The following is a 13,139-nucleotide window of genomic DNA, read 5'->3' as shown; positions in this document are numbered from 1 at the left end:
ATGGATGTAGCACAAGCTCTGGTGTCGCGAGCAGCTCTGCGACACAACCTCAAGCAACTACGAAGCTATTCACCCCAGTCCAAGATGATGGCGGTGGTGAAAGCCAATGCCTATGGCCATGGCGTCGAGGCGGTGGTTAACACCCTTAGCGAGGCCGATGGCTATGGCGTGGCGCGGGCCAGCGAGGCGGTTTTGCTGCGTGAGGCGGGGGTGACCAAGCCGCTGCTAGTGCTGGAAGGCTTCTTCAGCGCTGAGGAAGCACTGCAGCTATCCCAACATGGCGTCGCAGTGGCCTTACACAGCGAAGAGCAGCTGCGCTGCTTGGAGCAAAGCCGCCTGCCAGCGCCGCTGGAGGTGTGGGTTAAGATCGATACCGGTATGCATCGCTTGGGTCTGCTACCTGAGCAGTGGCGCGACCTGCTGCCACGTATTCAGGCTTGCCGCAATATCCAGCAGCCGGTCAAACTAATGAGCCACTTTGCCTGTGCCGATGAGCCAGAGCATCCGCTCAATCGCCAGCAGCAAGCCTGCTTCGATGAGCAGCAAGGCGAACTGGCACTTGAAACCTCCTTTGCCAACTCCGCCGGCATTCTATTTCACCCGCAAAGCCACGGCAGCTGGAACCGCCCGGGGATTGCCCTGTACGGGATCTCGCCGCAGGTAGACAGCTTTGGCCGCGACTTTAAGCTCATTCCCGCCATGACCATGCAAAGCACCTTGATTGCGGTGCGCGAGCATCCCAAAGGCGGCTCAGTGGGTTATGGGGCGAGCTGGCAGTCTGAGCACGCAACCCGACTAGGTGTGGTGGCGATGGGCTATGGTGATGGCTATCCGCGTACCGCGCCCAGCGGTACGCCGGTTTGGTTAAATGGGCGTGAGGTACCGATTGTCGGCCGGGTGTCGATGGATATGCTGTGTGTTGAGCTCGGCCCAGAAGCGCAAGACAGGCCCGGCGATCGGGTGGTGTTATGGGGCCCAGAACTGCCTGCGGAAAAAGTCGCGGCCAGCATCGGCACCATCGCCTATGAGCTGGTGACCAATCACACCCAGCGGGTGGCGCTGCGCTACCTCGACGACTAGCGCGAGCGCACTAATCTACTGATTTTCATCAACTAAATATCATTTAGATGAATTCTGTTTTCGCGCTGTTGCTTTTGTATGTTAATTGAGCAATGATCTTGTTAATTGATTGTTTGATAGCACTTGCCTATCGAAATAATCGATTTATTCGATTCGCCATCGGCGTGTCGATACCGCATGATTAGCTACGAAACTTAAGCAACTTCTTAAACAAGGAAATTCAAAATGAGTGTACTAGTAGGTCGTCCCGCTCCTGACTTTACCGCTGCAGCTGTTCTTGGTAACGGTGAGATTGTAGATAGCTTTACTCTAAGCGAGCACATTAAAGGTAAAGCAGCAGTTGTATTCTTCTACCCACTGGACTTCACCTTTGTATGCCCTTCAGAGCTGATTGCCTTCGATCACCGCTTCGAAGACTTCAAAGCTAAAGGCGTTGAAGTAATCGGTGTATCTATCGATTCTCAGTTCTCTCACAACGCATGGCGTAACACTGCTATCGAAGATGGCGGTATCGGTCCAGTTAAGTACCCACTGGTAGCTGACGTGAAGCACGAAATCTGTCAAGCCTACGACGTTGAGCATCCAGAAGCTGGCGTAGCCTTCCGTGGTTCTTTCCTAATCGACAGCGAAGGTGTTGTACGTCACCAAGTAGTTAACGACCTGCCACTTGGCCGTAACATCGACGAGATGCTGCGTATGGTTGACGCTCTGAACTTCCACGAGAAAAACGGCGAAGTATGCCCAGCTCAGTGGGAAGAAGGTAAAGAAGGTATGGACGCAAGCCCAGAAGGCGTAGCGAAGTACCTGTCTGCTAACGCAGAAGAACTGTAAGACTTAGTTAACCGAGTTCCTAAGTGTTTAGCCCGGCTGATGCCGGGCTTTTTTGTGTCTGCACTACGAGCAGTTGTACGAGAGTGCTGATCAGTGGAAGGGGAACAGGAAGCTCATCCACGACGACATACGCAGTAGCATACGCCTGATGATCGCCACATGATGGGCGTGCTCGCTGTAAACCGCTGCCTGACCAAAGGCACCACCGGGCAGTTGATACGCCTCGAAGCGCGGATCGCTGATACTAATAATCACCGGTACCCGACCGGCGGCTTCCGCGTAGGGGTTTACCGTTATCAGCGTGCCGGAGGGCTTAAGCTGCCCCTCAGCCATCATCGGCAACACCTCTTCCACCTTACCGGTAAACACCTTGCCGGGGATGGCGTCAAAGGCGATTTCCGCCTCTAGCCCTGGCTCAATGCGCAGCACGTTGTTTTGCCAGAAGAAGGCCACATAGCGGGCATCTTGGTCGTGCACGAACACCATACTCGGCTGCAGCGGCAATGACACCGCGCGCATCCCCGGATGCAAAATCAGCTGGGTTACGTAGCCATGGCCCGGCGCTCGCACGGTGGTCTCCTCGACGTGAAAGCTGGCCACTTCCAGCTCGCCTTCCAGCCGTTCCATCTCACTGCGGGCGCGGTCTACATCGCGCTCACTACCCACGCCGCGTTTTCGCAAGGTTTGGGCCCGATCCAGATCTTCCTCAGCGGCACTAAGCTGGGTGCGTAGGGCATCTCGTTTGGCGACAAACGGGGCGGCGTCGATCTGAAACAGGATCTCACCCGGCTCAAGGGGATGGTTGGCTTTGATTGGCACGTCCACCACGTGGCCGCTGACTTCAGGGACGATAGGGGTGGTCGGGACATACTTGCGGGCCACCTCTGAGTAGGGGTGGTTGTAGTTCATGGTGACCATGATGGCGCCAAGTAAGATGATGCCGCCAAGCACGGCGGTGGGCACCGTCCATTTGTTGAGCGGGAGCTTGAATACCTTAAAGATGCAGATCGCGCTGTAAGTGAGGATTAACAGTACTTCCATTAGTTATCCTCCTTCTGCTGTAGGGCTTCGATGCGCTCGATCAGTGCCTGTAACTGAGGTTCGGGCCGACCATGGCTAAAGCCCCAGCCGCGATCCTCGCGATACAGGGTCGCCCAGATCCACAGAAACGGCCACAACACATGCAGGGTGAACAGGCTGACCCAGCCTGCCACATGAATCGCATCTTGATGCGGGTGATTGCGGTGTTGGGCGATTTCGTAAGGGATGTCGTGGATGGCGATAATGCCGTAGAAAAAAACCAAGGCGACAAACAGCAGGACGTTTAGGGCCTGTTTATCTCTCGGATTCGACGTTTGTTCACTTTAAACGCCATCTGAGTAAGGAGTGACGCAGCATAGTGGGCCTATGTAAGAAGCGAAGGACGCAGCGCAGATGGCGTTTAAATGAACCCGAAGGGCAGTGACTTGTAGGCCAATCATTCTGCGTCAAAGCCTGTTTATGTAGATGGCTACACTGCACAGTCTTTTCCTTCCTTGATTGGCCTACAAGTCGCTGCAAAAGCGAACCGAAAGATAATCAGGCCCTAATGCTAAATATTCCAACATGGCTCACTCCTTGAGCTCGTGAATGACAAAAATAACGTGGTACTTCGGTAGTTTAGTCTAACTATGCTCGTTATTATTCATCCATCAGGATGTGATTTATGGAACATGCAATGGCGACCCACTCCTCTTTGCCTTCGACCCTTACTGAACTTGCCGGTAAATACTGGCAGCAACTTGCTTCGCTCAACCCGGATGTAGCGCAGCTCGATGGCGCCCAGCGCAGCGCCACACTGCAGGCATTTGCAATGAGTGACTTTATCGCGAAGTCCTGTATTGCCGAGCCGCAGCTGCTGTTGGAGCTATGGCAGCAGCAAGACTTAAGCTCCCCCTTCGATGCCAAGGCGCTTGCCGACGAGCTACAACAGCGCTTAGCCACGCAAATCAATGATATGGCCGCACAAAAGGTGCTGCGCCAATGCCGTCGTAAACAGATGGTGCGTATCGCCTGGAAAGAACTGTGCTTGGGCCAAGCGGCGGAGCACAGCATTGTGCAGTTGAGCGAACTTGCCGACCTGCTGGTACAGCAGGCCAATCACTGGCTCTATCAGCAATGCAGTAAGGAGTGGGGCACACCGGTTAATGCAGCGGGCGAGGCTCAGCCTTTGGTGGTGATCGGCATGGGCAAACTGGGCGGGCATGAGCTTAATTTTTCATCGGATATCGACCTTATCTTTTGTTTTCCCGAGAACGGCGAAACCGAAGGCGCACGTCGCAGCATTGCTAACCAGCAGTTCTTTATTCGCATGGGCCAACGGCTGATCCAGCTGCTCGACCAGCGCACCCGCGATGGCTTTGTGTTCCGGGTGGATATGCGGCTGCGCCCGTTTGGTGATTCTGGTCCGCTGGCGATCAGCTTCTCCGCTTTTGAGGATTACTACCAGCACCACGGGCGGGACTGGGAGCGCTACGCCATGGTTAAGGCGCGGGTGCTCAATGGCCAGTATGAGCTGGATGACGAGCTTAAACAGATGCTTCGCCCTTATGTGTACCGCCGCTACATCGATTTCAGTGCAGTACAGTCGCTACGCTCGATGAAGGCGATGATTAACTCAGAAATCCGCCGCAAGGGCCTGAAGGACAACATCAAGCTCGGTAGTGGTGGGATCCGCGAAATTGAGTTTGTGGTGCAGGCCTTCCAGTTGATCCGCGGTGGTCGTGAACCCAGCCTGCAAACCCGCTCGCTACTGCAAGCGCTGGAGCAGCTGGCACAACTGGGGGTGTTTACTGACCAAGAGGCGCAGATGCTGCGCCGCAACTACCTCTACTTGCGTAGAGTTGAAAACGCCCTGCAGCAGTTCGATGATCAGCAAACCCAGACTCTTCCCACCGACGAGATTAATCAGCAGCGATTAGTCGTGGCCATGCAGCAAAACGATTGGGACAGCTTCTACCAACAGCTACAAACGGTGCATCAAGAGGTTAATGACTTCTTCCAGCAAGCGATTGGTGAGGAAGAGCAGCAGGCCGGGAAAGCTGAACCGGTGTATGAAGACCTTTGGCACTGTGGCGCTAAACGCGAGGAGCTGACGCAGGTAATGGCGTCGCTGGTGGACGAGCAAGAACGGATAAATCCGAGGGTCGAAGCGCTCTATCACTTTATGCATGCCTTGGAGCGCCGCCAGATCGGCCAACGAGGCCGCCAGACCCTCGAGCGCCTGATGCCATGCTTACTGCAACAGCTGCTGACCCATGAACAGGTCGACCTGGTACTGCCGCGGGTGATGCAGCTGCTGGAGCGGATCGTCCAGCGTACCGCTTATCTAGAACTGTTGGCTGAGAACCCCGCTGCGCTGCAGCAGCTGCTGCGTCTGTGTGCCGGCAGTGCGATGTTGGCGGATATGTTGGCTAACTACCCAATCTTGCTCGATGAGCTGCTCGATCCCAAGTTGCTGTTTAGTCCGGTAGAGCCGGAGAGCTATCGCTCCCAGCTGCGCGAGTTTATGTTGCGCATCCCACCCGAGGATATGGAGCAGCAGATGGAAGCGCTGCGCCAGTTCAAGCAGATCCAAACCTTGCGGATTACCGCCGCTGATATCGCTGGGGCATTGCCGCTGATGAAGGTGAGCGATCACCTGACAGCGGTGGCCGAGGTGATCGTTGAGGCGGTGGTCGAGCAGGCGTGGCTTCAGATTACTGAGCGCTTTGGCAAGCCATCGCACCTTGAGCAAGGAGAGCGCGGCTTTGCGGTGATTGGCTATGGCAAGATTGGCGGCATTGAAACCGGCTACGGCTCGGATCTGGACTTGGTGTTCCTGCACAACAGCGAGAGCAGTCACTATACCGATGGCGAGAAGAGCATCGATGCCAAGCAGTTCTACCTAAAGCTTGCCCAGCGGATTATGTTCTTGTTCAACACCCGCACCGCATCGGGAGTGTTGTATGAGCTGGATATGCGGCTGCGCCCATCGGGCAGCTCCGGTCTGTTGGTCTCCTCTTTAGAAGCTTACGCCGATTACCAGCGCCAGCAGGCCTGGACTTGGGAGCATCAGGCCTTGGTGCGGGCTCGGCCGATTTACGGCGATAGCGATTTGTGTGAAGGCTTTGGCAAGGTGCGTGAGGAGATCTTAAGTCGCCCGCGTCAGAGTGCGGAGTTACAAGCCCAAGTAATTGAGATGCGCGACAAGATGAAGGGCCACCTTAGCCGCGAAAGCGAGCATATCTTCGATCTCAAGCAAAGCGCCGGAGGGATGGTCGATATCGAGTTTCTGGCTCAGTATCTTGTGTTGGCCAATGCGGCGGAATCGAAGGAGCTAATGCGCTGGAGCGACAATGTGCGGATCTTCGAGGTAGCAGGCGAGTTAGGGCTGCTCAGCGAGGAGCAGACCTTGGGCTTGATTCAGGCTTACTTAGATATCCGCGACGAAGGCCACCGCCAGTCGCTGCAGGGCCAGCCAAGGCTGGTGGAACGGCAGCGCTTTGATTTGGATTTATCGGTGGTGTGTCAGGCGTGGCAGCAATTTTTGCCACGCGCTAACGCTGATTCGGCGACCTAGTACAAGCTGTCCTGCCCGTCTGGGCGGGATTTAAAGCGCCGGTGGATCCACATGTATTGCTCTGGCGCTTTGGCGATGGCTTGCTCGATATGGCCATTGATGGTGCGTGCGTCTTGCTCGTCATTACCCACCGGGTAGTTCTCGATAGGCGGCTCGATGATCAAGGTGTAGCCGCCTTTGGGTTTGCGCAGGGCGTAGGTGACCAGCAAGTTGGTGTTCTTTACCTTAGCCAGTGTTGCGGTGCCAGTAATGGTCGCAGCTTGCGGCTGGGCGAAGAATGGTACAAACACCGAGGCGTGGTGACCATAGTCGTGGTCCGGTGCGTACCACACCGCGTTTTCTTGGCGCAGCGCTTTAATAATACTGCGCACATCCTTGCGCTCTACCAGGTATTTGTTGTTCTTAGTGCGGCCATGGTACTGAAAGTACTCGTAAACCGGGTTTTTGTTGGGGCGGTAGATGCCGACCCCCGGGTCAAATAAGCCATAGGCGCGGGCGTGACTCTCGAGCGTCCAAAAATGCATGCTGACCAGTAGGATACCGCCGGGGTGTTGGCGGAGCTTTTCGATATGCTCTAGGCCCTGTACGTCAACCACGGCCTCAAAGCGCTTAGTCGACCAGAACCAGGCGTTCGCGGTGCCGATGACCGCATGGCCCATATTGTCAAAGCAACCGTGCAGGATCTGCTCGCGCTGTTGCTCGGTTTTCTTTGGAAAGCAGAGCTCTAAGTTGCGTCGGGCGATGCGTACCCGTGATTTCAACAGCTTCTTGCCCAGACGGCCGATTCCTAGCCCGAGGTAGTGTTGGGCAACCATCGGCAGCACGCTGATACTGAACATCAAGCCGATCAGCAGCCATGCGCCCCAGTTACGAGGATGAAAGTAGTGGGCCTGTAGTTTTGGCGATGAATTATTAGTCATATTTTGAATTATTGGTTGCCAGATTTCCTGAAGATACGATCAATCCCGGTATTCCTGAGAGCCATCCCGCTATTCCTGAAAGCAATCTAGGGCAATACTAAGGGCGACTATGATAAACTCTCCGGGTTTTTTTTTCGACGAGGCAGAACAATGCGCGTGATCCTTCCTGAATTCTCGCAAGCGAAGGTCTTGGTAGTGGGCGATATTATGCTCGATCGCTACTGGCATGGACCCACTGGCCGTATCTCTCCCGAGGCGCCGGTACCGGTAGTTAAAGTTGAGCAAATCGAGGAGCGCCCGGGCGGTGCTGCCAACGTTGCGCTTAACTCGGTGGCACTGGGGGCGCAGTCGACCCTGCTGGGCATGAGTGGTCAGGACGAAGCGGCGGATGCGCTGCGCGGTAGCCTAGAAGCGATCGGTGTTAGCTGTCAGTTTGCTGCCTACGAAGATTATCCGACCATTACCAAGCTGCGGGTGCTAAGCCGTCATCAGCAATTGATCCGCTTGGATTTCGAAGAAGGTTTCCATGGCGTTGATGCCAGCCAGCTGCTTAGCCACTTTGACAAGCAGATCGCCGAGCATCAGGTGGTGATCCTGTCAGATTATAATAAGGGTGCCTTGTCTCAGGTGCAGTCTTTGATTAGCAAAGCGCGCGAGCACAAGGTGCCGGTTCTGGTCGACCCGAAAGGCAGCGACTTCAGCAAATACCGCGGCGCGACCTTGCTCACCCCTAACTTTGGTGAGTTTGAAGCGGTTGTCGGTAAGTGTGTCGATGAAGCCGACATTGTGGCCCGTGGCCTGAAGCTTATCGAAGAGCTGGACCTGCAAGCGCTGCTGGTGACCCGTAGCGAAAACGGTATGACCCTGATCCGTCGCGGTCAGGACGAGCTGCACCTGCCAGCTCAGGCGCAAGAGGTGTACGATGTCACCGGCGCTGGCGATACGGTGATTTCAACCTTGGCGAGTGCGCTGGCCGCTGGCGCCGAACTGGATGAGGCCTGTGCGATTGCTAACGCCGCAGCAGGTATCGTGGTTGGCAAGCTGGGTACGTCTACCGTGTCGACCATCGAGTTGGCCAATGCCATCCATGGCAGCCAAGAAACCGGATTTGGTGTGTTAACTGAACAGCAGCTTAAGTTCGCGGTGGATGCTGCCAAGCGCCGCGGCGAGAAAGTGGTGATGACCAACGGCTGTTTCGACATCCTGCACGCCGGTCATGTGAGCTACCTCAACCACGCTAAAAAGCTCGGCCAACGACTGATTGTGGCTGTCAATGATGACGATTCAGTACGTCGCCTTAAAGGCGATGGCCGCCCGGTTAACCCGGTGGATCGCCGGATGGCAGTATTGGCAGGCCTTGGCGCGGTAGACTGGGTTGTGAGCTTCTCAGAAGACACGCCACAGCGTTTGATTGGCGGCGTATTGCCGGACCTGCTGGTAAAAGGTGGTGACTACAAGCCAGAAGAGATCGCTGGTGGCAAGGAAGTGATCGCCAATGGCGGCGAGGTCAAAGTCCTTAACTTTGAAGATGGCTGTTCGACTTCTGAGATCATCAATGTGATCCGTCAGCAGAACTGAGCCGAATCAGCAACTGCAGGCAATAAAAAAGGAGAAGCTAAGCTTCTCCTTTTTTGCATCAGACAGTCTCAATTACTGAGGCATCAGACCGTTGTTTACTGCAATCAGGTCTTCTTCGCTCAGGGTACCGGCCGCTTGCTTAAGCGCCAGCATATTCAAGATGTAGTCGTAGCGCGCGTCAGCTAGCTGCTGCTTAGCTGAGTAGAGATTACGGGTAGCATCTTGTACGTCAACGATGGTACGGGTACCTACCTCAAAACCGGCTTCAGTCGCTTCTAGTGCACTGTTAGACGACACTACAGTCTGCTCGAAGGCACGTACTGAACCGATGCTGGCACTGACGTTGTTAACTACCGAGCTTACGGTGCTCTGTACAGAGCGGTAGCTTTGCTCTAGGGCTTCTGAGGCCAATACATAGTTAAACTGTGCTTGCTTCACCTGCGAGTTAATCGCGCCACCGGTGTAGAGCGGCATATTGAACTGCAGGCCGATGTTACCGCTGGTGGTGTCGTTGTTGCTCTGGAACAGGGTTTCGTTGCCATAGTCGTTACGGTCGTAGCCAATGCCGGCAGCTAAATCCAGAGTCGGGCCATAAGCCGATTGCGCCAAGTCGATCTGCTGGTTAGCAATCTCTTTAGCGATACGCTGGGCGTTTAGCTCCAGGTTGCGGTCAGTGGCGGTATCCAGCCAGTACTGGCGGCCGTTATCCAGCGGCGCAGGCGTGAAACGCTCAGTGTTCAAGATATTCAGGTTGCGGTGCTCAACGCCGGTCAGCACACGTAGCGCCTCATAGCTGTTCGACAGCTGGTTTTGCGCTTGAATCTCAGAGGCCAAGGTTCGGTCGAATTCGGCTTGCGCTTCGTGCACGTCGGTGATGGCGGTTAGGCCCACATTGAAACGTTGCTTAGTTTGTTCGAGCTGGCGGCCAACCGCTTCTTTGTTGGCTTGTACAAAGCTCAGGTTGTCTTGGGCGCGTAGCACGTCAAAGTAGGCGCTGCTGACACGAATAATCAGGTTCTGCAGCTGAGCAGCATAGGCGGCATCGGCTTGGGTGGCTGACTTTTCGCTCAGGCTCAGGGTGGTCCACAAGGTCTTAGAGTAAATCGATTGAGATAGTCCAAGGCTTGCGTTGGTATTGGTAATGCTATCCACATCGCTGTCTACAGCGGTAAAGCTAAGACCGGCTGATACGGCAACCTGTGGTAACAAACTGGCACGGGATTCACTGATCTGCTCGAAGGCAATATCTCGCTGGGCCTTGCTTTGAAGGATTACCGGATCCTTGGTTTGCGCCAACTGGTAGATTTGCAGCAGGTCATCAGCGTAGGCCTGCCCACCCAGCAAGCCTAGGGCGCAGGCTGCAACAAGAGAGCGTTGTTTTAGGTTCATTACCTTTATCCTTTTCGCCCCATAGACGGGGCAAAGTTGATTTAAGATGGATTGATATCTGAGTCTTTGCTTACACTATCCAGACAGAATCCGCTTCTCGGTGTAAGCACAAAGTGTATAACAGCTTAACTTTTAAAGTTAAGCTGCACTAGCGCTAAACCTCTGTAGAGTAAGTAAAGTTGGGTAAATTATAGAAATATGCAAGGATGAGATAGGAATAGCATGATTGACAAAGAGCAACACGATATCGCATTTACCCGCCAAGACGTCGAAATCAAATCCAAAGAAACGGTGTATCAAGGCTTTTTCAAGATGGAACGCTTTACACTGCGCCATCGCTTGTACGCCGGCGGATGGAGTCCTTGGTTCACCCGCGAGTGCCTAAACCGGGGCCACGCAGCGGCTATCTTGCTGTACGATCCGAAATTGGATAGCGTGGTACTGATTGAGCAGTTTCGTATCGGTGCCCTCGAGAGCCCTAGCTCGCCTTGGCTGCTAGAGATTGTCGCTGGTATGCTCGACAGCAACCAACCTCCTCAGGAGGTGGCGCTACGCGAAGCCGAGGAAGAGGCTGGGCTAAAGGTTGAGCGAGTGCTGCCGTTACCGAGTTTTCTACCGGGCGCGGGCGGTTTAAGTGAGCGAATATACCTGTATGTAGGAGAAGTGGATGCCAGTGAGGCTGGAGGTAACTTCGGTTTGGCCCACGAGGATGAAGACATCCAGGTGAAAGTTGTGAGCCGAGAAGAGGCCTTCGTCTGGGTGCAACAAGGGCGAGTGGATAACGCCGCCGCGGTCATCGCTCTGCAGTGGTTGCAGTTGAACTTAGCTGAGGTGCGAGAGCGCTGGCTGTAAATACATGGATTGTCATAAGAGAGTCGCCCAATGGGGAGAAAATACCATGTCAATCTAGACCAGCTAATGCAGCTCTATTCGGCGAACTATATTTTGCTTAACCGCTTGTTCCCAATGGATGAAAAGGCGGGTAGCCGTTTAGATGTCAGCACCTTGGTGGGGAGCCGCTATCTGCTGCATTATATGGAGCAAACACGGTATACTTCGCTACTTCAAATTACCCAGGCGGGCGAGGGCCAGCTGGCGTATTTGCAACCGCATCTGCTGGTCCGGCTGTACCATGATGCGCGTTTGGCCGAAGTGTGTGCAAGTCAGCAGATTTATCGCCTACAGCCGCGCTATGATTACCCGAATAAGAAAATGCTTCATCGGGATGAAAAGCACCAAGTAAATCAGTTCCTTAACGACTGGTTGGCATTTTGTTTAAAACAACGAATTAGCATTGAGCCGAGTATAGGCTCGGATCATTAAATAGTATTGTGACTTTTGAAAAAATAGAGATTAATCAAACCGATGACGGTGCCGTACGGTTGTTGCAAGTGACCGACCCGCACCTGTTCGCCAGTGAGCGAACCGAGTTACTCGGGGTTAACACCTACCGGAGCTTCTCTGCCGTCATCGATGCCATTGCAAAAGATCAATCGAGTTTCGACTATGTGCTCTCGACCGGTGATCTGTCGCAGGACCATACCGAAGAGTCGTATCGCCGTTTTGCCGATGTGGTAAGCCTTCTTAACAAGCCTTGTTTTTACCTTCCCGGCAACCATGACCAACAACAGCACATGCAGCGCCTGCCCGAGTGGGGCTTGATGCCGCAAAAACATCTGATCAGCGAGCATTGGCAAGTGATCATGCTGGATACCCAGGTGAGTGGTAAGCCTCATGGGATGTTGGCAGACGCGGAGCTGGCGCGTTTGGAAGCGGCATTAAAAGCCCATCCAGACAAGTATGTATTGATTGTGATGCATCACCACACCGTGCCGGTCGGCTGTAAATGGCTGGACCAACACGATGTAAAGAATGCCCAAGATTTCTTTAGCATCATCGATGGTTATCCCAAGGTGCGTGGGGTGCTGTGTGGCCATGTCCATCAGAACTTCGAGTTCCAGCGCGGCAAGTTGGCGGTGTTTGCCAGCCCCAGCACCTGTATTCAGTTCTTACCGCTATCGGCGGCGTTTGCCTTGGATCACCAGCAGCCGGGCTGGCGCTATATCAAGCTGTGCCGTGATGGCTCGATATCGACCCGGGTGCGTCGCTTGCCTGACAAGAGCTTCTTGCCAGACCCGAAATCGAAAGGCTACTAGGTGAGCGCCTCTCCGGTCCTGCTATATCTGCATGGCTTTAACAGCTCGCCACAGTCGCTAAAGGCAGAGCAGATGCGCACCTTGGTGGCGCAGCGGGAAGGCATTGAGTGGTTATGCCCACAGCTGGCCTGTCATCCCATGGATGCTTGGCGGCAGATTGAGCAGTTAGTTCGCGCTCATCAGGGGCGACCATTAGGGGTTATTGGTAGCTCACTGGGAGGTTTTCTGGCGACCCGTGTTGCCGAGCACTTTGGTGCGTGGGCGGTGTTAATCAACCCTGCTGTGCAGCCCTATAACCTGCTCAAGGACTATCTTGGGCCGCAGCTCAACCCCTACACCCAGCAGCACTACCAGCTGGAGCCGCAGCATATCGACGAGCTGCGTGCTTTGGAAGTAATAGAACTTAGCTGCGCTTCGCGGCTGTGGGTATTGCTGCAAACCGATGATGAAGTTTTGGATTATCGTCTGGCCGAGCGCGAATATGCGCAGGCACGCCTCACCATAGAGCAGGGCGGTGACCACAGTTTTCAGGGCTTTCAGCGTTATTGCCCAGATATTCTCAGTTTTTTATTTGATTAAGTTGCT

12 protein-coding genes are annotated in these 13,139 nt (G+C 54.5%); 8 read left to right on the top strand and 4 right to left on the bottom strand.

The window, feature by feature from the left end:
- Complete coding sequence (gene alr / locus G462_RS0104255; RefSeq protein WP_026957885.1) at nt 1-1,080, top strand: alanine racemase; 1,080 nt, start codon at nt 1-3, stop codon at nt 1,078-1,080.
- Nucleotides 1,081-1,305: 225 nt separating this feature from the next.
- Nucleotides 1,306-1,911, top strand: coding sequence for a peroxiredoxin C (locus G462_RS0104250; RefSeq protein WP_026957884.1), 606 nt, complete (start codon nt 1,306-1,308; stop codon nt 1,909-1,911).
- Nucleotides 1,912-2,001: 90 nt separating this feature from the next.
- Here the strand turns inward: G462_RS0104250 and G462_RS0104245 are convergent, their stop codons facing one another.
- Both G462_RS0104245 and G462_RS0104240 read right to left on the bottom strand, forming a co-directional pair.
- On the bottom strand, nt 2,002-2,952 hold the full coding sequence (locus G462_RS0104245; RefSeq protein WP_026957883.1) for an HlyD family secretion protein: 951 nt from the start codon (nt 2,950-2,952) through the stop codon (nt 2,002-2,004).
- A complete protein-coding gene (locus tag G462_RS0104240) occupies nt 2,952-3,230 on the bottom strand; it encodes a DUF3302 domain-containing protein (RefSeq protein ID WP_026957882.1) in 279 nt (92 codons plus the stop codon). The genes G462_RS0104245 and G462_RS0104240 overlap by 1 nt, the downstream gene beginning before the upstream one ends.
- 386 nt (nt 3,231-3,616) lie before the next feature.
- Here G462_RS0104240 and glnE point away from each other — a divergent pair, with 386 nt between their 5' ends.
- Complete coding sequence (glnE, locus tag G462_RS0104235) at nt 3,617-6,511, top strand: bifunctional [glutamate--ammonia ligase]-adenylyl-L-tyrosine phosphorylase/[glutamate--ammonia-ligase] adenylyltransferase (RefSeq protein WP_211234183.1); 2,895 nt, start codon at nt 3,617-3,619, stop codon at nt 6,509-6,511.
- Here the strand turns inward: glnE and lpxL are convergent.
- Nucleotides 6,508-7,431 (bottom strand): LpxL/LpxP family Kdo(2)-lipid IV(A) lauroyl/palmitoleoyl acyltransferase, encoded by a 924-nt coding sequence (gene lpxL, locus G462_RS0104230; protein ID WP_026957880.1) that lies wholly within the window; start codon nt 7,429-7,431, stop codon nt 6,508-6,510. The two genes, glnE and lpxL, sit on opposite strands and share 4 nt — an antisense overlap.
- Nucleotides 7,432-7,581: 150 nt before the next feature.
- On the opposite strand from lpxL, the gene hldE reads away from it, so the two are divergent.
- Nucleotides 7,582-9,009, top strand: a complete 1,428-nt coding sequence (gene hldE / locus G462_RS0104225) for a bifunctional D-glycero-beta-D-manno-heptose-7-phosphate kinase/D-glycero-beta-D-manno-heptose 1-phosphate adenylyltransferase HldE (protein ID WP_026957879.1) — start codon at nt 7,582-7,584, stop codon at nt 9,007-9,009.
- Nucleotides 9,010-9,081: 72 nt separating this feature from the next.
- Here the strand turns inward: hldE and tolC are convergent, their stop codons facing one another.
- Complete coding sequence (tolC, locus tag G462_RS0104220) at nt 9,082-10,398, bottom strand: outer membrane channel protein TolC (protein ID WP_051326523.1); 1,317 nt, start codon at nt 10,396-10,398, stop codon at nt 9,082-9,084.
- A 222-nt stretch (nt 10,399-10,620) separates the two neighbouring features.
- Here tolC and nudF point away from each other — a divergent pair, with 222 nt between their 5' ends.
- Genes nudF through G462_RS0104200 form a run of 4 tightly spaced genes read left to right on the top strand, consistent with a single transcriptional unit; the run spans nt 10,621 to nt 13,133 of the window.
- Nucleotides 10,621-11,250 (top strand): ADP-ribose diphosphatase, encoded by a 630-nt coding sequence (gene nudF, locus G462_RS0104215; protein WP_026957877.1) that lies wholly within the window; start codon nt 10,621-10,623, stop codon nt 11,248-11,250.
- Nucleotides 11,251-11,280: 30 nt separating this feature from the next.
- Complete coding sequence (locus tag G462_RS0104210) at nt 11,281-11,721, top strand: DUF1249 domain-containing protein (RefSeq protein ID WP_026957876.1); 441 nt, start codon at nt 11,281-11,283, stop codon at nt 11,719-11,721.
- 8 nt (nt 11,722-11,729) lie between these two features.
- Nucleotides 11,730-12,554, top strand: coding sequence for a 3',5'-cyclic-AMP phosphodiesterase (cpdA, locus tag G462_RS0104205; protein ID WP_051326521.1), 825 nt, complete (start codon nt 11,730-11,732; stop codon nt 12,552-12,554).
- Nucleotides 12,555-13,133 (top strand): YqiA/YcfP family alpha/beta fold hydrolase, encoded by a 579-nt coding sequence (locus tag G462_RS0104200; protein WP_026957874.1) that lies wholly within the window; start codon nt 12,555-12,557, stop codon nt 13,131-13,133. It abuts the gene before it with no gap.
- Nucleotides 13,134-13,139: the final 6 nt, after the last annotated feature.

It is taken from the genome of Aliagarivorans taiwanensis DSM 22990, from assembly GCF_000429505.1.
Classification (GTDB): domain Bacteria; phylum Pseudomonadota; class Gammaproteobacteria; order Enterobacterales; family Celerinatantimonadaceae; genus Aliagarivorans; species Aliagarivorans taiwanensis.
This window is presented reverse-complemented; position numbering and strand designations above follow the sequence as displayed.